At 35.2% G+C, this 22,393-nt stretch carries 18 protein-coding genes; 2 read left to right on the forward strand and 16 right to left on the reverse strand.

Annotated elements, in window-relative coordinates:
• Nucleotides 1-92: 92 nt before the first annotated feature.
• From yajC to HZY91_RS03105, 3 genes are all read right to left on the reverse strand, one after another.
• Entirely contained in the window at nucleotides 93-506 is a 414-nt protein-coding gene (gene yajC / locus HZY91_RS03095; RefSeq protein WP_197114683.1) for a preprotein translocase subunit YajC, read from the reverse strand.
• Nucleotides 507-577: 71 nt separating this feature from the next.
• Nucleotides 578-1,717: a tRNA guanosine(34) transglycosylase Tgt gene (tgt, locus tag HZY91_RS03100; RefSeq protein WP_197114685.1), complete on the reverse strand. Its 1,140-nt coding sequence runs from the start codon at nucleotides 1,715-1,717 to the stop codon at nucleotides 578-580.
• Nucleotides 1,718-1,734: 17 nt separating this feature from the next.
• Nucleotides 1,735-2,523, reverse strand: a complete 789-nt coding sequence (locus tag HZY91_RS03105; protein WP_197114687.1) for a glutaminyl-peptide cyclotransferase — start codon at nucleotides 2,521-2,523, stop codon at nucleotides 1,735-1,737.
• Nucleotides 2,524-2,632: 109 nt separating this feature from the next.
• Here HZY91_RS03105 and HZY91_RS03110 point away from each other — a divergent pair, with 109 nt between their 5' ends.
• The gene (locus HZY91_RS03110; RefSeq protein WP_197114689.1) at nucleotides 2,633-3,262 is read left to right on the forward strand and encodes a lysophospholipid acyltransferase family protein; all 630 of its coding nucleotides are present in this window, start codon (nucleotides 2,633-2,635) and stop codon (nucleotides 3,260-3,262) included.
• A 51-nt stretch (nucleotides 3,263-3,313) separates the two neighbouring features.
• Here the strand turns inward: HZY91_RS03110 and HZY91_RS03115 are convergent, their stop codons facing one another.
• The 7 genes from HZY91_RS03115 to HZY91_RS03145 form a co-directional block, all read right to left on the reverse strand.
• The gene (locus tag HZY91_RS03115) at nucleotides 3,314-4,786 is read right to left on the reverse strand and encodes a M20/M25/M40 family metallo-hydrolase (protein WP_197114690.1); all 1,473 of its coding nucleotides are present in this window, start codon (nucleotides 4,784-4,786) and stop codon (nucleotides 3,314-3,316) included.
• 605 nt (nucleotides 4,787-5,391) lie between these two features.
• The gene (locus HZY91_RS03120) at nucleotides 5,392-6,408 is read right to left on the reverse strand and encodes a D-alanine--D-alanine ligase family protein (RefSeq protein WP_197114691.1); all 1,017 of its coding nucleotides are present in this window, start codon (nucleotides 6,406-6,408) and stop codon (nucleotides 5,392-5,394) included.
• Between the two features lie 226 nt (nucleotides 6,409-6,634).
• Nucleotides 6,635-7,996, reverse strand: a complete 1,362-nt coding sequence (locus HZY91_RS03125) for a bifunctional metallophosphatase/5'-nucleotidase (protein WP_197114692.1) — start codon at nucleotides 7,994-7,996, stop codon at nucleotides 6,635-6,637.
• A gap of 147 nt (nucleotides 7,997-8,143) precedes the next feature.
• Nucleotides 8,144-9,925, reverse strand: coding sequence for an ABC transporter ATP-binding protein (locus tag HZY91_RS03130; RefSeq protein WP_197114693.1), 1,782 nt, complete (start codon nucleotides 9,923-9,925; stop codon nucleotides 8,144-8,146).
• Nucleotides 9,915-11,669, reverse strand: a complete 1,755-nt coding sequence (locus HZY91_RS03135; protein ID WP_197114701.1) for an ABC transporter ATP-binding protein — start codon at nucleotides 11,667-11,669, stop codon at nucleotides 9,915-9,917. The genes HZY91_RS03130 and HZY91_RS03135 overlap by 11 nt, the downstream gene beginning before the upstream one ends.
• 362 nt (nucleotides 11,670-12,031) lie before the next feature.
• Nucleotides 12,032-12,250: a YneF family protein gene (locus tag HZY91_RS03140; RefSeq protein WP_197114703.1), complete on the reverse strand. Its 219-nt coding sequence runs from the start codon at nucleotides 12,248-12,250 to the stop codon at nucleotides 12,032-12,034.
• Nucleotides 12,251-12,314: 64 nt separating this feature from the next.
• Complete coding sequence (locus tag HZY91_RS03145; RefSeq protein ID WP_197115243.1) at nucleotides 12,315-12,563, reverse strand: DUF896 domain-containing protein; 249 nt, start codon at nucleotides 12,561-12,563, stop codon at nucleotides 12,315-12,317.
• Between the two features lie 99 nt (nucleotides 12,564-12,662).
• Between HZY91_RS03145 and lexA the strand changes: the two genes are divergently transcribed.
• Nucleotides 12,663-13,277, forward strand: coding sequence for a transcriptional repressor LexA (gene lexA / locus HZY91_RS03150; protein WP_197114705.1), 615 nt, complete (start codon nucleotides 12,663-12,665; stop codon nucleotides 13,275-13,277).
• Nucleotides 13,278-13,314: 37 nt separating this feature from the next.
• Here lexA and HZY91_RS03155 read toward each other — a convergent pair whose 3' ends face one another.
• From HZY91_RS03155 to glyS, 6 genes are all read right to left on the reverse strand, one after another.
• The gene (locus HZY91_RS03155; RefSeq protein WP_197114707.1) at nucleotides 13,315-13,827 is read right to left on the reverse strand and encodes an adenine phosphoribosyltransferase; all 513 of its coding nucleotides are present in this window, start codon (nucleotides 13,825-13,827) and stop codon (nucleotides 13,315-13,317) included.
• Entirely contained in the window at nucleotides 13,827-16,154 is a 2,328-nt protein-coding gene (gene recJ, locus HZY91_RS10930; RefSeq protein WP_197114715.1) for a single-stranded-DNA-specific exonuclease RecJ, read from the reverse strand. The genes HZY91_RS03155 and recJ overlap by 1 nt, the downstream gene beginning before the upstream one ends.
• A gap of 61 nt (nucleotides 16,155-16,215) precedes the next feature.
• Nucleotides 16,216-17,142, reverse strand: coding sequence for a ribonuclease Z (rnz, locus tag HZY91_RS03165; protein ID WP_197114717.1), 927 nt, complete (start codon nucleotides 17,140-17,142; stop codon nucleotides 16,216-16,218).
• A gap of 19 nt (nucleotides 17,143-17,161) precedes the next feature.
• Nucleotides 17,162-19,003 (reverse strand): acyltransferase family protein, encoded by a 1,842-nt coding sequence (locus tag HZY91_RS03170; protein ID WP_197114719.1) that lies wholly within the window; start codon nucleotides 19,001-19,003, stop codon nucleotides 17,162-17,164.
• A gap of 9 nt (nucleotides 19,004-19,012) precedes the next feature.
• On the reverse strand, nucleotides 19,013-20,314 hold the full coding sequence (obgE, locus tag HZY91_RS03175) for a GTPase ObgE (RefSeq protein ID WP_197114721.1): 1,302 nt from the start codon (nucleotides 20,312-20,314) through the stop codon (nucleotides 19,013-19,015).
• Between the two features lie 22 nt (nucleotides 20,315-20,336).
• Entirely contained in the window at nucleotides 20,337-22,388 is a 2,052-nt protein-coding gene (gene glyS, locus HZY91_RS03180; RefSeq protein WP_197114723.1) for a glycine--tRNA ligase subunit beta, read from the reverse strand.
• Nucleotides 22,389-22,393: the final 5 nt, after the last annotated feature.

Raw genomic sequence — 22,393 nt, forward strand, 5'->3', positions numbered from 1 at the left:
TCCGTTCGTTTTAGTCAAGTTAAAACAAAAAGATCCAGGCTGATATACTTATCGCCTGAATCTTTTATATTTGGATATCATTTGCTCAATTTTTAATGCGTTTTGGGTTCAATAATGATGTCATCATCACTATTTTCATCAAGTGTTTCATCTTCTAAATTATTGTCTAAGTCATCTTCTACTTCTTCATCACTCTCATCAAGAGGAGAAAGATCTTCTACTTCTGTAGCAGAATCATTCCCTACACTTTGTTTCACATTAGCAATCGCTTGAAGCTCAAAAGTTAGAAAAACTCCTTCACAATCTAGAACAACGATACCTTCGCTGGGATCTACTTCATCTACTAGACCATGTAAACCTCCAATGGTAACCACTCCATCTCCTGGCTTAAGAGAGTCGATCAATTGTCTTTTAGCTTCGGCCGCCTGCTTTTGTGGACGAATCAGCATAAAATACATTAAGACAAAAACAATGAGCATTGGTAAGAGACTAAAAATTATTTCCATTCATTCATTCCTCACTTTCTTTTCCTTATTTATTATAACAATTTTCCTTAATAGATGCCACGTCTTTACATTTAAAATGCAGGTGCATCAGGCTGATTATAACCATATTCTTCTCTAAAGGCTTGCCTATATTCTAATAACTGGTCATCAAGAATAGCTTGTCTCACATTACGCATTAAGTCTAATAAGAAAAACGTATTGTGGATAGATGTCAGTCTTAAACCAAATGTTTCATCTGATTTCATTAAATGACGAACGTAAGCTCGACTATAATGCTTACATGTATAACATTCACATTTGGGATCAATCGGCTGAAAATCACGCGCATATTTCGCATTTTTTACAACTAATCTACCTTGAGAAGTCATACAAGTCCCGTTTCTAGCAATTCTTGTTGCAAGAACACAATCAAACATATCCACTCCTCGTATCACTCCATCAATCAGAGCATCGGGTGAACCTACACCCATTAAATAACGGGGTTTATGACTAGGTAATTCAGGTACCAAATATTCCAATACTTCATTCATCTGCTCCTTCGTTTCCCCTACTGATAGTCCGCCGATTGAATAGCCTGGAAAATCTAAAGAAACTAAATCTCTAGCGTGCTGAATTCTCAAATCTCTATAGCCTGCCCCTTGACAAATTCCAAACAAACTTTGTTGTTCTGGCTTTTGATGTGCTTTAAGTCCTCTCTCTGCCCATCGAGTGGTCCTCGCAATGGAATCTTGGACATAATCATAAGACTGGTGAAAATCAGGACATTCATCGAAAGACATAATAATATCAGCGCCTAAAGCATTCTGAATTTGAATGGCTTTTTCAGGAGATAGAAATAACTTTTCACCTGAAATATGATTACGGAAATGAACTCCTTCTTCTTCAATATCCCGAATTTTACTCAAAGAAAAAACTTGGAAGCCACCTGAATCAGTCAGAATACCTTGATCCCAGTTCATAAATTGATGTAATCCTCCAGCTTCCTCAACGATCTCTTCTCCAGGTCGTAACCATAAATGGTAGGTATTACTTAAAATAACACCCGCTCCCATGTCTTTTAACTCTTCAGGAGAAAGAGATTTTACAGTTGCTAAAGTTCCAACAGGCATATACATCGGGGTATCAAAACTCCCATGGGGTGTATGAAGGATTCCTAAACGAGCTCCTGTATGTTTTTCTTCTTTAATTAATTCATAGCTTACTGCTGACATAAAAAACCTTCCTTATTTCATTCTTTACTACTTAATTCTACTTCTAAAATAAAGGGAAACATCTTACCTGTTATGTAAAAACGATCTCCTTCAATATGAGCGATCCCATTGAGTGAATCCATTTCTTTTCGTTGCGCTTCAGTTAAATCTAAAGACTGAATAATGGGGGCAAAATCGTAAGTAGCAATAACTTTTCCACTCAAAGGATCAATAGCCACAATTTCATTATTATACCAAATATTAGCGTAAATGGTACCTTCGACATATTCCAACTCATTTAATTGATCAATCGCTTTCCCTTGATAAGTCACTTCTATTTCTTGAATTCTTTCAAAAGTATCTATATCATGCTTAAACAACTTTGAAGATCCATCACTCATCCAAAAAAACTTTTGATCAGAATCATAGGTTAATCCCCACCCCTCACCAGGATAGTCAAAAGTCTCTTCTAATTCATAGGTATTTATATTCCATTTAAAAAGGGTATTTTCTTTCCACGTTAATTGCCAAATAGCCTCATCCGTTATCGTAATCCCTTCTCCAAAATATTGCTTTTCTAAATTTAACTTTGTCTCTAGCAAGCCCGTGTTAAAATCAATAATTCCTAATTTCGATTCGCCATACAACCCCGTCGCCAAATATACGTTCTCATCTTTCCCCACTTCAAATCCTTGAGTAAAATATCGTTCGTTTACCGGATGGACCTTTATAAGTTCAATCTTTTCTTTTGAGGTTTGAGCAGCAACGATTGGTGGATTGAGAAAAATTGTCAAAATAATCGCTAATACTTTCCATATGATTTTCATATGTCGACTCCTTTCTTCATTATTATAGAGTCTATCATTAACTTAATCTTGAATCTAACATAAAGACTGGTAAAATAATGGATGAATAAGTAGCTGAAAGGACTATACTATGACTTTTTACCAATTTGCAATTCGGATTTTACAATTTATCTTTCGTCTTTTCAATGGCAAATCGTATGTCATTGGCCTTGAGAACCTCCCTCAAGACGATACCTATATTTTAGCAGCAACTCATCGCTCTTACTTAGATCCCTTTTATATCGTGATCAATTTATTTCCGGAAGAATTCTCCTTTATGGCAAAAGAATCTTTATTTAATAATTTCATTCTCAATAAACTCTTAAGAAAAGCATACGTCTTTCCAGTAAATCGAGAAAAACCCTCACCCAAAACCATTAAACATGGGGTAAAACAAATGACCGAAAATCAACTGAATCTAGGAATCTTTCCTTCCGGCTCACGGTATTCTACCCAGGTAAAAAGCGGAACAGCCTTTATCCAGAGACTTTCCAAAAAAGCAATTGTCCCCGTGGCCATTCAACCTCCACTAACAACAGGACATTTCTTTCAACGTAAAAAAGCTAAAATTGCGATTGGTGAACCCATTATTTATGATGAGTCCGCCAATTATGATAAAGCAAAACTAGCAGAAATTGATCATCAAATTGCTCAAGCATTTGATAACTTAGACCAACAATTAGATCCTAGTTACCACTATATCCCTCCTACAAAAAAATAAAGCAAGACACTATCTAGTGAGAGATTGGATAGTGTCTTTTAAATTTCCTGCCTATTTTTTCTTAGAATAAATAATAGAAGCTATTCCTAAGGATGCTAGAATCGTAGCCACAACAGGAGCAATATTTGTCTCTCCCGTCTCTGGCAGAGTCGCAACGCTTGCTGGAGATATAACGTCCACCTCAGCACTAGCTACATCTAACTGATCATTCTTGTCTTCAATGTTTTCATTTTTATCTTCATTTTGATCATCCCCAGGCATTTTATCTTCAGACGGAATGTCTACTTCTAGCTTATCTTCTGGAGCCGTCATATTAATCAGTAGGTTATATAAATTAGCTGAAAAACTATAAAGACGATGTTCTACTCGCCCTGGATAATTTTCATTTAAGAAAGTGAGGCTATCCATTCCTGTGTGGAAGATAGGTCCAAATTTTTCAGTTTGATCATAACCATCTAATTCACCAATATTCCAATTTGTTCCTTCAAAATACATAATAGGAATCCCTAATTTATTAAATGGCGCATGATCACTCCAATCTCCAGTTTCACCATATGGATATTCAGGATTTAATCCAGGATTTGGAACCATTCCTTCTATACCAAGAGCATCTGCAATATCAAAAGCTTGATCTCTTACCCAATAGTCTCCACCTAGACCTGCATGAATATACATTTTATCACCAGCTATTAATGAATCAAGATTAATCATAGCAACAGTATTATTGATTTCTTCTTCAGACATTTGAGCTGCATAAGCTTTTGAACCTTGCAGCCCTATCTCTTCTGCACCAAAAGCAACAAATTTTATGGAATATTTGGTTGGCACATTTAATAAGCGTTGTGCCATTTCTAATACCACTCCTACTCCAGAGGCATTATCATCAGCTCCAAGAGATCCTCCCGAATTCACCGAGTCGTAATGTGCTCCAACAATTACTTCCTTTAACATTTCACCCTTTTTATAAGCAATAATATTATTAGAATTGTAGGTAACATCTTTGTTAACAAACTCAAACGGCATTAAAACAGGATCATATCCATAAGATTGTAGCTCTTTTATGATATAATCGCGAGCCTTCGTTTCTCCTTCAGTACCTACTACACGCGATCCAATCTCCTCCGATAAATACTCTACATGTTCTAAAGCTTGGTCACCAAAAGTTGCATCATTCACTAGCTCAACTTCTACATCCTTAAGCGTCTCATCATTTCCTACTTCTTCCACTGTCGTTTCCTCTACTGCTACTGCATTTTCTTCAACATTCGATACGGATTCCTCTATAGCTGTGATTTCAGCAGACGTTTCTACTGCAACAGGTTCTTCTATGGCTTCTTCCACCGAAACACTTGTCATTGCTGGTTCTTCAACTATTTCCTGGGCTTCAGCAACATTATTTGAAGTTAGAAACATTGAAGTAGCTATTACCGAAACAACCCCTACTTTCATTCGTCTTATAGAAAAACGATGAATCTTTTCGGAAGTTTGACGACTTAACCCTTTCCCATTCTTACTACTCAACATATAAAAACCCTCCTTAAACTAGAGCGAGAAAGCCCTTACTTTATTATAATACTAGCATTTAAGAAAGATCAAATCTATACTTTTAACCAAAATATAATAAAAAAGTGGTTTTCAATATACTTATTTCACTTCCATTCTTTCTTCTTAATGGAGATTCAAGTGAAGTCTCATTTTTCTATAAAAACCTTACTTGATTCTGAAAATAAGCATTAATCTAACAATTTACTTAGAGGTTTTCAATCTATCTTTTCTCTTCTATATCTTTCAAAATAACCAATATAGCTTCCACTATATAACAGGTAGATTTTCAAAATTTATTTAATATCTTTAATTTTTAATAATCTTAAATAGTATGATTGCTAAATTATTTTTAATCTTATTTACATTTAATCAAAAATTCCTTTTACTTTTCTAATAAGAAAAAGATCTTCTCATATATGAGAAGATCTTAGGTAACTTTCACAGAAATATTATCACATCCATATATAAAGAGAGCCTACTCAATTTTTACTAACTATCTATTTGTAGAAGAGGCTGATTAATTAATATAAACTTCATATATAATATTTTTATACATTTTTATTTTTTTTCTTATCCTAAATAGTTTATTGCAAAGAAAGATCAACAATTTGCTGACAAAGCGCTTCATAATCAATCCCCACAACTTTTGCTTCTTGCGGTAAGAGGCTTGTAGGTGTCATTCCTGGTAAGGAATTAGCTTCAATACAATAAATATGGTTTTCATCATCTAATAAGAAGTCAATTCGACCATAGACCTTTAAATCTAAAAGTCTAAAGACTTTTAAAGCGATCGCTTGCATCTCTTGTGTTAAGGAATCTTCTAACTGGGCTGGGGTAATTTCTTCAGTTGCTCCTGCTTGATATTTATTTTCGTAATCATAAAATCCCTGTTTAGGAATCAGCTCAATGATAGGCAATACTTGCTCCCCTAACACTCCCACAGAAAACTCTCTACCTATAATTTTTTCTTCAATAAGAATTGTATCAGAATATTGTTTGGCAATTTCAATCGCTGCTTCCAACTCTGTTTGGTTTTCAGCAATTTTGACCCCAATACTTGATCCGTTGTCATTAGGCTTTACAACTGCAGGCGCTTTAATTGTCTCAGAATGATCGCGATTGATTACGCTCCATTTCGGCGTTTTGATTCCATTATTCGCCATTATTTCTTTTGAGACGATTTTATCCATCGCTAATAAACTTCCTTTATAGCCTGATCCTGTGTAATGAATGCCATTTAAATCTAGAAAAGCTTGTAATTTCCCATTTTCCCCGATTCCTCCATGTAAACCAAGAAAAACAATATCTGCTGTTTGACAAATTGGAATGACTTGTTCTCCAATTTCATTCTCACGATGATCATTTTCACGAATCAATTGTTGTAAATCCGGTGCCACATTTGGTACTTTATACTGATATTCTTCTCGCCCATATTTCGCATAAGCTTGATCAAAACTTTCACACCCTTTATACCCTAAGTACAAATCCATTAATAAAACTTGATGACCTTTCGAAATTAAGGCATTTGCAATTTGAGAGCCAGATGATAACGAAACATCTCTTTCATCACTCAATCCACCGGCTAATACAACTATTTTCATCCGATATTCATTCCCCTTTTTATTTATCCATATCTTTCGTCGTACAAAAATTTCATTGCTTAATAACATATATTTGTGACTAGTAAGCTATTATTCTACCACTTTATTCATTTTAAATATAGTCTCTCTCACGTTTCCAAATTAACTTCCGTACGCTTAATGATTATCAAAGCGCATTAGAATGCACAAAACTCACCTAAAATCATAGAAGAAAATCCGACTAAAATTAAATTACCCTCCGCACATTTATCATGGCAAATAATTCCGGATCCATTAAAGACTCTTCAACAAGTTCACGAATAAATCGATGGTCATAAGTAGCTTGATTGTCATCCACAGCTAAACTTGGATACCCAGTTCCCCTCTGTAAATAATCATCCGTCACGATTTTATAAATCTTTTGGTCTTCTAATGGAATTCCATCAATTAATACCTGAATTCCCTCTCTCTTAATTCTCACATTGTGACTAACAGCCAGCCCTCCAAGGACGCTTCCTCTAAATCCAGCGCCACGTCCGGTCTGTCGGATATGAGCTTGATCAAAAGATAAAAGAATTGCTTCCCTTATTTGTTCACCCGGAATTTCATAAATAGTTGGATTTAATTTAGAAGGAAAGTTCTCAATTAATGATTTTCTTGAGACCGGTCGAATCAATGATTTCTCAGCTATTCCATGGTGCATAATTGCAAAATCTGATTCAAAATTTTTAAACAAAGCATCACATAAAAAATTCATCAACTGACATTCATGAAAAGGATCAAACAATAACTCCTCAATTATTTGTAATTCTGTTGCTAATAAAGAATCAGCTTTTAATTTAGCATTTTGATACAATTCTTCAAATTCAAAATTATCGGTCTCTTTTAAATCAATTTGTTCATTCTGGATGACTTTAATTTTATTATTACTAACAGAAAGAACTATTTTCCCCAATTTTTCTCCCATCCCAGATTGAGAATAACGGTGGTGGGAGATAGTGTCATGAGAGTGTCCACCTAAAATCAAATCAATCATCGGAAAATTATCTAAAAGTTTTCTATCAACTGCATAACCACTATGTGAAAGTAGAATAGTATAGTCATAACAACCTTTATGACGCTCTAACTCTGTCTGAACCGCTTCAAACGCTTCAATTGTTTTTAAATTGACTAAACTAAAGAATTGATTATAGCCTTCACACTTAAATCCTTCTCCATAATAGGGAGCTAAACCTATAATTAAAAATCGAACCCCTGCTTTATTAAGAACTGTCGAGCTAAATAGTCCTGGAATCTTTTCCCCACTCGCACTTACTAAATTAGCAGATATAACAGGGAGTCCTTGCCTAACTAATTTTTCAATCGACTCAGATCCCAAGTCTATTTCATTATTACCAAACGTCATTAAGTCGAGCCCCGAAGATACAAGCAATTCAAATGCGGTTTCACCTTTATCTGATTGAACAATCAATGATTTTAAATCAGCAAAATCTCCACTATCAAAGTATAAATCAGTCTCGCATTTATGCTGTAAGATATATTGATTGACTTGCTTTAAAAAATTAAAATTACTATGAATATCATTAGTATGATAAATATTTATTTCCATAAGCAACCTCTTTATAAAGTATTTAATTCTTTTCTTTTAAAACGTTTTTAATATTTGATTATTCATAATTAACAAATATAAACCATTATTTATTTTAACATATTTTATCTTATAAAAATTACCTCCTAGCAATCTAGGAGGTAATTTTTAATTCATAGTTTGTAGTTGATACATTTGATAATAACTTCCCTCTTTTGCGATCAATTCTTCATGACTCCCCTGCTCAATAATCTTTCCTTTATCAAGCACAATAATTTGGTGTGCATCTTTAATCGTTGAAAGACGATGTGCAATCGCAATAGTAGTTCGCCCCTGTCGCATTCTATAAAGTGAATCTTGAATAAAATGTTCCGTTTCCGTATCAATATTTGCGGTAGCTTCATCTAGTATGAGAATTTTAGGTTCTCTTGCCATCGTTCTAGCAAAAGAAATCAACTGTTTCTGTCCACTTGAATAAGCAGCTCCGCGCTCTATTACTAACCGCTTATATCCATCTGGGTGGTTTCCAATAAAGTGATCAGCATGAACAAATTCCGCAGCTTCTTTTACTTTTTGATCAGAAATACTTTGATCTAATAAACGAATATTTCTTGCAACATCTCCGTAAAATAAGAATGAATCTTGCAAAACTAAGCCAATCTTTTCTCTCAATTCCTCATAGGAAAAATCACGAATCGAATGTCCATCTATTAAAACATCTCCAGATTGAAATTCATAAAATCTCATCAACACGTTAATAATTGAAGATTTACCTGAACCTGTATGACCTACAATGGCAACCGTTTCACCTGGATTTACGGTAAAGGTCACATCATCTAAAACTTTATTATGTTCGTCATAAGCAAAAGTGAGATGCTTAAATTCAATCTTTGCTTGATCAATGATAGCCTTGGGTTTTTCTATTTGTTGAGGAGCATATTCTTGATGATCTAAGTAGCGTAAGATTCTTGAACTCGAGACAACTCCATCCTGTAATAAACTGAGAGAATCCATCATCATTGCCATGGGTCGGAAAAATTGAGTGGCATATTGAGTAAAAGCATATATAACACCTATTTCCACTGCTCCCATAAAAAATTGCTTACCCAGAATATAAATGATTAATGCCAGAGCAATTCCTTCCAAAAGATGAATAACTGGCATTAATAAAAGGGAGTTCATCTGAACCATTGTTCTTCGATTATAATAATGTTGCTTATTTTGTTGATTAAATTCATCATAGACTCTTTTTTCTTGTCTAAAAGCTTGTATCGTTGATACGCCCATTACTGATTCATTAATCTTAGTATTTAATCGGCTTAAATTTTCTCGCATTTTCCGATACACAAGTGAAGAATATGATTGATAAAACCAAATAAAAGCAATCATAATCGGGACAAAAAACAAAAAGATTAACCCCATCTTCACATTCAATGCCAACATTCCCATAAACACTGAAATAATTGTAATGACCCCTTCAAACATCGCATAAAAAACACGCCAAAATTCTTTCAAAGTCTCCGTATCATTCGTCACTCTTGAAACAATCGAACCACCTGGCGTTTGATCAAAAAAACGCATACCTAATTGATTGATTTTCTCAAAAAGGCGATTACGAATGGCTTCTACGGTCTTTTCAGAAGCCATATTGAAATAGTAAGTAGATAAATAGTTGGTAGTAACTTGAAATAAAAGAAGTGCACAATATATAACGGTAAAAAGAAGGGCAGCCTTCATACTAAGACTTTTTATGGCAAGGTGTTGATCAATAAATGTTTGTATGACTCTCGGCATTGTAACAGACACGATAATGGAAAGACCAGATAATAAAATCGCGCCTAAAAATTGTTTCCAAAAACGTAAGGCAAACTTAAAAATACGTTTTGTAACTTTAAATTGTTCAGAAATGGTCATTTTTTGAGTCCAAGCAGATTGGTAGTTATTCTCCATCTCGATCATCTCCTTCCGCTTCTAACTCTTGTTGGGCATACATTGCAGCATACCATCCCTTTTGGTCAATTAAGTCTTCGTGGTTGCCTCGTTCACTAATTTGACCATTCTCTAAAACAATAATTTCTTCTGCATGCATAACACTCGATATTCTGTGAGCAGCGATTATTGTCATTCGTTCCGATTGATCTTGTTTAATAGCTTGTAGAATCTTCTCTTCAGTTTTGGCATCAACTGCCGATAAAGAATCATCTAAGATGAGTAATTTAGGATTGACGAGCATCGCTCTTGCAATCGCTATCCTTTGCTTCTGTCCCCCTGATAACGATACACCACGCTCTCCTACTAAAGTATCATATCCATTAGGAAAGCCGATAATATCTTCATGAACAGAAGCTAATTTTGCAACAGTTTCCACTTCATCTTGACTAGCTTCTGGATTGGCAAAACGAATATTTTCACGAATCGTAGTTGAGAATAAGAAATTGTCCTGTGGAACATAACCAATCTTAGTTAATAAAGCATCTAAAGAATAATCTTTAATATCAATACCATTAAAAGTAATTTGACCGTCATAATGGTCATATTCACGCATCAACAATTTAAAAAGTGTTGTCTTACCTGAACCTGTTTTTCCAACAATACCTAATGTTGAGCTTTTCCCGATCTCAAAAAAAATATTGTTTAAAACGGGATTTTCACATTGATTGTATGCAAAAGATCCTATCTCTACTTTCAAAGGATCTTTAATCATTGTTTTGATTGGATGATCCGCCTCAAGTATATGAGACTTCTCAGAAAGTATTTCTTGTATTCGGTCATAAGAAGCGGCTCCTCTTTGCAGAATATTAAATAATCTACCGACCGCGACCATCGGCCAAGTTAACCGCGTAATGTATGAGATAAACGCAATTAACAGCCCGATTGAAAGCTCACCCCGTACAACTAAAAATCCCCCAAAAAATAAACCAATAACGGTTGCCAATCCCATTATTAACTGACTTGCTGGACGAAAACTCGCATCATAAACATAAACCGCTTGATTTTTATTCACTACATTTTTCGTATTGAGCTTAAAATCATCAATATCTAACGATTCTTCGCCAAAAGTTTTTATAACTTTCATTCCTGTTACACTTTCTTGGACTTTATCATTCATATCCGAAAATGCTGCCTGTGCTTCTCTTGAATGTCTATGTAATTTACGACCTATAAAGGAGATAAAAATTGCCAACAATGGAACTGGAATAACAGAAACTAAAGATAATCGCCAATCCACTACAATAAACATCATCAATAAGGTAATCAAGCCTTGAGAAAGAGAATCAACTAATGTTAAAATCCCTCCTGCAGCAACCATCCGGATAGCATTCAAATCATTCGTTGTCCTGGCCATCAGATCCCCTGTCCGATATTTCTGAAAAAAATGACTATCCATGGACATGAAATGATGAAACAATCGACTGCGCAAAGTTCTTTCAAGTTTAGCAGATGTCCCAAAGATTGCTGTCCGCCAAGCATAACGCATTAAATACTGAACGATTGCAATTATTAATAGTGTAATCAGCCAAAATAGTAATTGTGAGGATGAAATAGTTTGATTATTCATAGAATCAATAATCCAACCTAAAATCATCGGCACAAACCCATTTAATATGCTTAATAAAACCAGCATTGATATCCCAAAGATATATGCTTTTTTCTCTTGCCTAAAAAACCAGCCTAATTTGGAAAACATTTCCATAAGTCTTCCTCTCCTTTACTGCACTAACTGTCATTAATATTTTCAGTCTAGCATTCTCCTATTTTCATTACAAATATACTGATCCATTTTTAAAATAAAAAACAAAAAAATGACAAGTGAAGTATAATCTCAATAACACTTCACTTGTCATGATTATTATTTTTTTGCTGAATTATTTATTCTGCATTTTCATAGAATTCATAATTTGCTGAACTTTTTTGATTTCTTCCTATCTATTCTCAGCAAAAACAGCTATACAACAACACAAGATTATTTGATCTAATTCTGCCCCTTTTCTGTCCCTTAGGTTTCTAAAAAGCAAAATCAAGATCTTTGAAAACAAGTTCTATTTTCATATAAACCTATTTATTCTGCATTTTCATAGAATTCATAATTTGCTGAACTTTTTTCTTTGACGGTTTTTGCCCCATTTGTGCCATCATCTGAGTAATCATTCGCTCGTCAATAGGTGGATTTTCTTTAAAATAATCCATCATATATTTTCGTGCAATAAAAAAGCCTACAATTGCCCCAACTACTAAGGCCACAATTACTAGAATAATCCATCCGAAAGTTGGCATCTTTTTTCTCCCCCTTCTTGAACATATCTATTCTATTTTAAACAATTTATTTTTAAATTTCCATCTAATTTTCAGTTTGGCGTTGGTGAAGACCTTTTTCTTTTTGAATCTGTTTAACTTTTTCCGATGTTAAGTCATTACCATCTTGATCAACAATTTTAACGCTTTCCACTTGAGTCGCTAAATACTTTCGAAAATTAGCTAAATAGGCTTGACGCAATTCCTCTTGTTCCACTTGTTCATCTTCACTTAAACCACTAGTTTTCTTTTTACGTGCCAATTCATTAATACGATTGATTTTTTCTTTGGACAGTATAACAATTCCTCCTCAATAGATTTTTACGAACGTTTGTTTGTCATCTCTTTCTCTTTTTGGTATAATTAAAATAACATAAAGAAAGAGTGGGTGTAAATGACTAAAATAACAACAAAACAACTAAATGTCTTAGAAAGTATTTATCAACTCCTACAAGAAAACGGCTACCCACCGACCGTAAGGGAAATCGGTTCAAGAGCCGGTTTGTCTTCTCCTTCAACCGTTCACGGTCACTTAGACCGACTAGAAGAAAGAGGCTTTATTGATCGAGATCCAAGTAAAACTCGTACCATTGAAATCTCCCATCTTGGTCTTAAGATGCTTGGGATCAAACCAGATAAAGTTCCACTTTTAGGTTATGTTGCCGCTGGTGCGCCAATTCTAGCAGAAGAAGAAGCGATGGATTATTACCCAAAACCGATTGATCTACAATATGATCCCAGTGAATTATTTATGCTCATTATCAAAGGCGAAAGTATGATTAACGTCGGAATCATGGACGGTGATATGATTACGGTTCGCAAACAATCCTCTGCTAACAATGGTGATATTGTCGTTGCTCTAACTGATGAGAATGAAGCAACCTGTAAGACATTTTATCGCAAAAGCAACCATATTATCCTTCGACCCGAAAATGACAATATGGAAGATATTATCCTCTCAAATGTTAGTATTTTAGGCAAAGTTGTTAGCTTAACTCGGTATTTCTAACTATATTAAGCCACTAGACACAGCTAGTGGCTTTTTCTTAATAATGCATTAAAGTAAAATAATCGTGGCCTTGTAATTTTTCACGACCATTTAAATCATCTAATTCAATTAAAAAGGCACACCCGACAACGATACCGCCTAATTCTTCTACTAATTTAATTGAGGCCCCAATTGTTCCCCCAGTCGCTAATAGATCATCCGCTAATAGCACTCTTTGCCCTGGTTGAATCGCATCTTTGTGAAGTTGAAGAACATTTTTCCCATATTCTAAAGAATAATCAGTTTCCACTGTCTCACGTGGAAGCTTTCCCTTCTTACGAACAGGAGCAAATCCTACTCCTAATGCATAAGCAACTGGGCATCCAATAATAAAACCACGGGCTTCAGGTCCCACCACCATGTCTACTTTTAATGCTTCTGCATAATCCACAATTTCCTGAGTAGCAGCTCGAAATGCTTCGCCATTTCCCATCAGAGGTGTAATATCTCGAAAGATTATTCCTTCCTCAGGGTAATTATCCACACGTGCAATAAATTTTTCGTAGTCCATTATATTATCTCCTCGTCTATCCACTGTTGAATGACATCAATGGTTTCATAATTCAAGAGAGCCTCAGCTTTCATAGCTGACTGATACTTTTGCATAGCAGGTAAGCTAAGTAAATCGATCTTCTCTTGACGATGTTCTTGCATAGTCACAAGACCATTTTCTATATTAACAAAATTTGCTTCAAAAAACACTACAATCATCGTTTTAATTTTAACTAATGGGATTTGGAGTTCTTTAGCTACTTGTCCTAACTGTTCTAACTTAAATTCTTTATTAATTTGTAAAAATCGATACAAATCAGCAAAATTCTTACGAGTCGGGGTGCCAGATAAATATTTGGATTCTGACACATAAGAACCCAAATATATTTTTTTCCATTCAACTTTCTGATAAATTATTTTTAACTGAGTCAAATCTTGAGGAGGTTCCATGATGACTAAATTAGCCAACCCGTCTAACTCTGATTCTAATTGATCAAAATAAGTAATCACCTTACTACTATTGTGAATCTTATCGGCAAAAAGATCACAGTATTTTTTTGAATCAAATACAAATAAACTAGATGGCAATTGATATAAATCTGGCGGAACAACACTCGCTCGACAATCTACCCACAGTGGCCCATTCGAGCCAAAATCTTTCACGATGAGCTGAGCATTTTGCTTATTTCGCCACTCATTAATGCTCAAATCCCCCACCAAAGATATTCTGCTACCCACTTTGACTTCATTTAAGACCTTTGCCATCGAAAAAGCAATTCCTGTCAAATTCTTATCTTCTTCAAACGTTTTGATTTCCATTTTAACATGTTGTTTATCATTTCCCATTAAGCGCTTCTCTTTAATCAACACATCATAAAAAGCAACTATTGGTTTAGGATTATCAATTCCAAAGGGACCTAATAAATTAATTTCTTCAATTAATTGAATCGAAACTTCATCAGCTTGCATTTCTAAATCAATTTGCAATGGGATAGGTTGGAGAATTACATCACGCTTTGCTTCAGCATCATCTGCCATTGCCTTTAAAAATGAATCCCAATTCTTTTCCTCAACGGTTAAACCTGCAGCTTGACTATGTCCCCCAAAATTCATTAACCATTCTCGATGTTCCGATAACCAATTAAAAAGATTGATATGCTCAATTGAACGCCCCGAACCTTTATATATTTTTCGTTCATCATCATAGTGGAATAAAAGCACCGGACACTGGTATTTTTCAGTCAGGCGACTTGCCACAATTCCCAAAACCCCAGGATGCCATTCCGCCTCTCCTGCAATAATCACCAGAGGCACTTCCTCTAAACTCTCCACTTTATGTATAATTGAATGTGTAATCTCTTTAACAAGCTCTTGTCTTTTCGTATTTTGATGATTGAGATAAACTAATAATTCTTGTGCTCTCATATCTTCAAAAGTACTAAGAAATTCTAAAGCAGGAGTAGGATCTCCTAAACGTCCTACCGCATTTAATCGTGGTCCAATAATAAAACCGATTGTTTCTACATTTATCTTATCATTCTTCTCTAACGAATCTTTCAACAACAGCTGTAGCCCCACTCGCTGAGTCTCTTTCATTAGAGTCAAACCACTAAGTACGATTGTGCGATTTTCATCCGTTAAAGAAACCATATCTGCAACTGTTCCAATTGCTGCTAATTCAATTGCCTCAGTAGGAATTTCTTCTAACAAAGCTGTGGCCACTTTTAATGCAACACCTGCACCAGAAAGTTCCCCAAAAGGGTAATTCCCTTTTGGATGTCGAGGATGAATAATTGAAAAAGCATTCGGAAGTGATTCTTGTATCTCGTGGTGATCCGTGACAATCACATCCACACCAGATTGCATGGCATAATCAATCGCTTGGTGACCTGCAACACCATTATCAACTGTGATTATTAGATGAATCCCGGCATCCACAAATTCTTGATATCTTTTTATATTTGGTCCATAGCCATCAATAAAACGATTCGGCAAATAAACCTGAACCTTTCCTCCTATTGCCTCTATCGCTTCTTGTAAAATTAACGTAGAAGTAATACCATCTGCATCATAATCACCATAAATTAATATGTTTTCTTCTTGACTAACAGCCTTTTGAATTCGCTCAATGGTCAAATCCATTTGATATAATGCGAATGGATCATGAAATATTGTTGGTTGTTGATTAATCGCTTCCTCTATTAATTCGGGACTAGTAAGTCCACGATTCCAACATAAACGTAAAAAAGCGGGAGAAAATTTTAATCCCGCTTTCTGAATTTTTGTCTTAAAATCATTATCATACTCATTATTTTGAGCTATCCATTGATATTTAAATGAATTCACTTAATCACCTACATCATATTTATATTATGATTAATAACTTTTAAAATGGTTTAATTTTAAGCTAATAATGAATATCAAATTCGTCAAAATCATCCACTACATAGCTAGCAGGAAAAACTTGTCTTGCTTCTTCTTGAAGTTGGTAAACGGCTTTCCCTATATATCGAGCAGAAATATGATTCATTAGCAACTGTTCTACTTGAGCTTCTTTAGCAACTGTTGCAGCTTGGACAGATGTCGAATGAAAATATGCTCTAGCCATCTTTGCCTCACTCGCTTCATGCGTCGATTCATGAACCAATAAATTGGCTCTTTGAGCCAGTGAAATACTTGTTTTAGTGTAACGTGTATCCCCTAAAATTGTTACAATCCGACCGGGACGTGGCTCAGCAATAAAATCTTTGCCTTCCAGTATCCTCCCATCTTCTAGCCTTACACACTCTCCCCTTTTTAATTGGCCATAAATTGGCCCATTAGGGATGCGATATTCTTTTAATTTATCCACTAATAACTCGCCAGGGGCATCCGGTTCCTGAATACGATAACCATACGACAAAATCCCATGCTCCAAAGGCATATAGGTTACTGTCCAATGATTAGAAAAATTAATTTCGCCACCTTCGGCCTTCAGTTCAAAAATCGATAAAGGATAGAGCAAATTACTTTTAGAAATGGATAAAGTCGATTGAAGAAATTGCTTAATTCCAACTGGTCCATAAATCTCTAAAGGACCTTCACCACCTTGAAAAGATCTTGAACTCAAAAACCCCGGTAAACCATAGATATGGTCACCATGCAAATGGGTTATAAAAATTTTACTGATTTTCCGCGGTTTAAGAGTCGTTTTTAGAATCTGGTGTTGAGTCCCTTCTCCACAATCAAAAAGCCATATTTCATTTAATTCATCTAATAATTTTAAAGCTAAAGATGATACATTACGTTGTTTCGCAGGGACACCTGCTCCTGTTCCTAGAAATTGTATTTTCATATATAAAACCTTCCTAATACTAGCGCTGACGATAAATTTCCTTAGCAAGAAACTTAGCCAACTCTTGCGCTCCTTCATCGTTCAAATGGATACCGTCGCTAGCAAACCACTCTGAATGATCACGTGCATAATTGGCCCAATCAATAATTTTGACATTACCATATCTTTGAGCCGCGCTTAATAATTGCCTATTAGCATCATCCGTCCACGGACGCTCAGCTAAGACATTCACAAAAAACTGATCTCGATCTGTACCAACCGCTTCGATATAATCATCAATCTGACCGGTCGTAAAAGTACCATTCGACCCTAACATTGTGATGACAGTCGGTTTTAATTGACCATTTTGAGCTAAACTATATACCACATCATAAGAATTATATAGTTGGCGACCAACTTCCGGATCAACAATACTCTTAGGAAAAACATCTTTTAACCGCTCTGTCGCTGCCGCTAAAGTTGAGTCCCCAATAAAAGTGACCTCAAGTCCATTCGCATATAATAATACTTCTTGATCTAGACCTTCAATATTATTAACAACTTTTTCTGTTTCTCCCTGCTGAGTTTTATCAGCTATCTCTAAATTATTTTTAATAATGGTTTCAATTTCGTTACTTGCTTGATTCCCTTTGTTTTGTGAGGATAACACCATTCCAATCGTCCCCATAATTAGCGTAAACACATAAAAACCTGTTAAAAATTTGACCCCAAAGAGCGTATGCGGATTTTTCCTTAAATAATCTAGCTGGTAGCGTGTTTTTTTCCAATTAAAATCTTGTCCTAAAGGTAAACTGATACTACGTTTTTCAAAAATTTGATACGTACCTTCAGCTAATATTGCAATGAGAATAATTTGTAAGCCATAGTTTAGCCAAGGTTTATTATTTAGGAATGTTAAGTCTTGAGGAACTAACAAATAGACTGGATAATACCATAAATAATAAGAAAAAGAACGCTGACCAATAAAAGTAAAGAGCTTAAAAGAAAATATTTTATTCCAAATACTTGAAGGGTGTATAGCAGATACTACTAATAGAGATGATACAATCGTAAATAAAGTTAAACCGAAACGATAGGCAAACGGCTTCGTTCCAAACATAAATTTAACCATCAGAAAAGCCAAAATGAGCCCAATCAGCCCCACAATATTGAGGATGAGGGTTACTTTTTTGGGTATAGGTTTAGGATTTAATCGAACTGGCAGAGTCAGCCCTAACGCTCCTCCAAAGGTAAAGGCAGACATACGAGTTAACAGCCCATAATAAATGCCTGTTGGATCCTGACCTACTTTATACAAGTATCCCATTAAGACAGCCGAAATCAACGAAATAATTAAGAGCATATTGACTGTTACTTGGGGCTTCTTATGCCACGAATATAAAATAAGGATCATAATAGGAGTCAAAATAACCAACTGTCCATATAAAGAAACATACCATAAATGAGTAAAAGGACTAGGGTTCGCAGCCTGAACAAAATACGATTGCTCGTTAAAAATTTGATAATAATTATTAACGAATAACAAAGCAGATATCCCCATATTTCTAATATTTGCCAGATAATCTCTGGCAAATATTAAAATATAAGTGACTGTTAAAGCAACCATTGCCAATGTTGGGAAAAATAATCGTTCAAATCGCTTAAGTAAAAAAGTCCCATAATGAGGGGGCCTACCTGCTTTATCCGCTACATAAAAATGGCGAAAATTAAAAAATCCCGCAATAAATAAAAAGGTATTAACTGCCAAAAAACCACCTGGCACAATATGTTCTATAAAATAGTAAGCAATAATTGTAAGAATGGCTATCCCTTTTAAACCATCAAAAATCGGAATCCTTCCTGTGTTAATATTTTTTTTCATATAAACCACCTAATCAACAAATTCAAATTGAAAATCAGATAATAATACTATATCTCCATCAACAGCTCCAGCCTCTCTCAAAGCTGCATCAATTCCCATGCTTCGCATTTGCCTTGCAAAACGTTGTAAACTTTCATCATGAGCAGTATTAGTCATCGCATATAACTTTTCGATTTTCTCTCCACGAATTTCCCACAGCCCTTCATCAACTGCTACTATTTCGAAAGAGTCATCTTCTTCTATCACATAATCAACATGTTCATTTTCTTCTTCTAACGGAATAAAGTCAGCTGTTTGAAGCAATTGATAAGTCGCACGCATTAACTCTTGAACCCCAGCGTGTTGCCAAGCTGATATAGGATAAATTTCTGGTGTCTTCATCTCTAACTCTTGATAATATTGTTCAAGTTGTTTTTTAAAATTTGATAAATTTTCTTTTGCATCTGGTATATCCATTTTATTGGCCACCACGATCATTGGACGCAATAAAAGTTTTTCATTATAGACTTTTAACTCATTCATAATTGAAATAAAGTCTTCAAATGGTTCTCGCCCGTGAACACCGGCCATATCCACAATATGCAATAATCCTTTAGTCCGTTCGATATGACGTAAAAAATGAATTCCCAAACCTATTCCACTAGACGCTCCTTCAATGAGGCCAGGCATATCTGCTACAACAAATTCTTGGTCAGGTGCTAAATGAACTACACCAAGATTAGGTACCAAAGTTGTGAATTGATAATCAGCAATTTTGGGCTCAGCATTTGAAATCACAGATAATAACGTTGATTTTCCCACACTAGGATAACCAACTAATCCGATATCCGCAAGAACCTTTAATTCTAATTGTAAATCAAGTTCTTCACCAGGTTCACCATTTTCGGCAATAGAAGGCGCAGGGTTTTTATGCGTTGCAAATTTAATATTCCCACGCCCCCCTCTACCCCCTTTAGCTACAATTGCTTCTTGACCATGATCTACTAAATCTACAATCAAACGTCCAGTCTCTGCTTCTTTAACAATCGTTCCTGGGGGAACCTTAACGATCAGGTCCTTAGCATCAGCACCATACTTGCTCTTGCTCATTCCATTCTCACCATTATTCGCCTTAAAATGACGATTATAACGAAAATCCATTAAAGTTCTTAAACCTTCATCAACTTTGAAGATGACATCTCCACCACGTCCTCCATCTCCACCAGCTGGACCACCATCAGGCACATATTTTTCTCTACGAAAAGCAACCATACCATCGCCTCCTTTACCTGCGATAGCGGTTACCCTTGCTCGATCTAAAAAGGTAGACATTATTTTGCTCCTTTATTTCATTTTATTTGCTGACGATCATTCTCGGATCAAAAAGATCTAATATTAATTGTGTTAATTGAAACATTAATTGATATCGGTTAAAACAAATTGTTTCATCATCAGCATTTATCATATGTTCTTCAAAATATTTAGCAATTATCGGGCTCACTTCTTGATAAGAATTAATTCTCTCAGAAATTTCTCCTTCATGGTGCATTCCTAAAACTCTATTAATTAGATCTTTTTCGAGCTCTGTTTGAGCAAGGTCTACTTTTAATTCAACTTCTTCAGTAATTTTTTCACCCAAATTGACGACTCTTGAAAGATTCTCTATTAATAAACGAAATTGTCCTTTATCTTGGTGACGTAATTCCTGCAGCTTAATAGCTGTTTCAATCATTCGCAAAGGTTTTAACATTTTTTGACTAAGTGCTGACTGAATAATATCATAATCAATATTTCTATTCTCTAAATATACCTGAATCCTTGCTTTAACAAAATTTACAAGCGCTTGTAGCGTCTCGCTAGAAATCTTTTGAGCATTATAATTTACTTTTGTTAGGATCTCTTCTAAATTTAATTGCCAGTTTTGATCCGCAATAATTTCAACCAAGCCCATAGCTTGTCTTCTGAGTGCAAAGGGATCATTAGAACCTGTTGGGATTAGACCGACGGTAAAATATGCCATAAGTGTATCTAACTTATCAGCAAGTGCCAGTAAGGCGCTACTTGTCTCAATAGGTAAATCGCCTCCTGAGTTATGAGGTAAATACTGCTGACTAATTGCCTGCACTACCGCTTCTGGTTCACCGTAATGTTTGGCATATATCCCCCCCATCACCCCTTGCAATTCACTAAATTCATCTACCGCTAACGTTACTAAATCAAACTTGTATAGTTGACTTGCTCTTTCACTGATAGCCAGCTCTTTATCGGCAAGCTTTAATTGGGCCCCAATTTCTTTCACCAATTGACCTACTCTAATCTGTTTATCTGCTAAAGTTCCAAGCTTAAAATGCTCATTTAATGTTTCTAAGCGCAACAAATAATCGTCTAACGAATTTTTCAAATCTTCTTCATAGAAAAATTTAGCATCTGATAGTCGAGCTTTTAGCACTTTTTGATTGCCACGAATCACATTTTCTATCCTATCATTATTTCCATTGCGAACAGAAATAAAAATAGGTAATAAATCGCTATTTTCTTTATCAATCGCATAAAAATAACGTTGATGGTCTCTCATGGCCGTAATTAGCATTTCATGAGGAACTTGTAAATATTCTTCCTCAAATTCGCCATAAAAAGCTGTTGGCCATTCAACCATAGCGGTAACTTCTTCAAGCAATTCCTCATTCTCAGGAATTATCCATGAGTTTTGTTGAGCAATTGCTGCGATTTGTTCTGCAATTATTTTCTTTCTTTGCTCAAAATTCGTAATAACAAATTCTTGTTCAAGCTGCGACTCATAATGACTGGCTGAGGTTATTTCAATAAATTTGCCACTTCCTAAAAAACGATGTCCACGAGACAGATTACTTGCACCGATTCCTGCAAAATTCAAATCAATTATTTGCGAATCTAATAGAGAAACAATCCAGTGAATGGGGCGAATATATTCAATTTCAAGATCAGACCATCGCATACTAACAGGGAAATTCAAACTGCCCAGTACTTTCCCTAATCCAGATAGCACTTCTGATACATCTAATTGTTCTGCTATCTTATTCACAAAAATATAGTCCGTATTTTTCACTGTTTTAACAAAGATGTCCTCTTCTTTAGCTCCTTGCCCCCGCAAAAAACCAAGTGCAGCCTTAGTTAATTTTCCTTCTTCATCACGAGCTACCTTTAAAGAAGGGCCTCTAACTTCTTCTTCTTTAGAAGTTTGTTTCTCAGCCAAATCAGACACTCTAACAGCCAAACGACGAGGTGTTGCAAAACTTTCAACTCGCCCATATGTAATTCTCTCATCTTTTAAATAGTTTTCAACTTTTTCTTGTAATTGATTACGTAAACTTAGTAAAAATCTTGCTGGAATCTCTTCCATTCCTATTTCTAATAAATATTGCACCATCTTTT

This window comes from Facklamia lactis (assembly GCF_015863205.1).
GTDB classification, from domain to species: Bacteria; Bacillota; Bacilli; order Lactobacillales; family Aerococcaceae; genus Facklamia; species Facklamia lactis.

Excerpts from the sequence above, each read along its gene's own strand:
- yajC (WP_197114683.1), bottom strand. The coding sequence starts at position 506 with ATGGAAATAATTTTTAGTCTCTTACCAATGCTCATTGTTTTTGTCTTA.
- tgt (WP_197114685.1), bottom strand. The coding sequence starts at position 1,717 with ATGTCAGCAGTAAGCTATGAATTAATTAAAGAAGAAAAACATACAGGA.
- HZY91_RS03105 (WP_197114687.1), bottom strand. The coding sequence starts at position 2,523 with ATGAAAATCATATGGAAAGTATTAGCGATTATTTTGACAATTTTTCTC.
- HZY91_RS03110 (WP_197114689.1), top strand. The coding sequence starts at position 2,633 with ATGACTTTTTACCAATTTGCAATTCGGATTTTACAATTTATCTTTCGT.
- HZY91_RS03115 (WP_197114690.1), bottom strand. The coding sequence starts at position 4,786 with ATGTTGAGTAGTAAGAATGGGAAAGGGTTAAGTCGTCAAACTTCCGAA.
- HZY91_RS03120 (WP_197114691.1), bottom strand. The coding sequence starts at position 6,408 with ATGAAAATAGTTGTATTAGCCGGTGGATTGAGTGATGAAAGAGATGTT.
- HZY91_RS03125 (WP_197114692.1), bottom strand. The coding sequence starts at position 7,996 with ATGGAAATAAATATTTATCATACTAATGATATTCATAGTAATTTTAAT.
- HZY91_RS03130 (WP_197114693.1), bottom strand. The coding sequence starts at position 9,925 with ATGGAGAATAACTACCAATCTGCTTGGACTCAAAAAATGACCATTTCT.
- HZY91_RS03135 (WP_197114701.1), bottom strand. The coding sequence starts at position 11,669 with ATGGAAATGTTTTCCAAATTAGGCTGGTTTTTTAGGCAAGAGAAAAAA.
- HZY91_RS03140 (WP_197114703.1), bottom strand. The coding sequence starts at position 12,250 with ATGCCAACTTTCGGATGGATTATTCTAGTAATTGTGGCCTTAGTAGTT.
- lexA (WP_197114705.1), top strand. The coding sequence starts at position 12,663 with ATGACTAAAATAACAACAAAACAACTAAATGTCTTAGAAAGTATTTAT.
- HZY91_RS03155 (WP_197114707.1), bottom strand. The coding sequence starts at position 13,827 with ATGGACTACGAAAAATTTATTGCACGTGTGGATAATTACCCTGAGGAA.
- rnz (WP_197114717.1), bottom strand. The coding sequence starts at position 17,142 with ATGAAAATACAATTTCTAGGAACAGGAGCAGGTGTCCCTGCGAAACAA.
- HZY91_RS03170 (WP_197114719.1), bottom strand. The coding sequence starts at position 19,003 with ATGAAAAAAAATATTAACACAGGAAGGATTCCGATTTTTGATGGTTTA.
- obgE (WP_197114721.1), bottom strand. The coding sequence starts at position 20,314 with ATGTCTACCTTTTTAGATCGAGCAAGGGTAACCGCTATCGCAGGTAAA.
- glyS (WP_197114723.1), bottom strand. The coding sequence starts at position 22,388 with ATGGTGCAATATTTATTAGAAATAGGAATGGAAGAGATTCCAGCAAGA.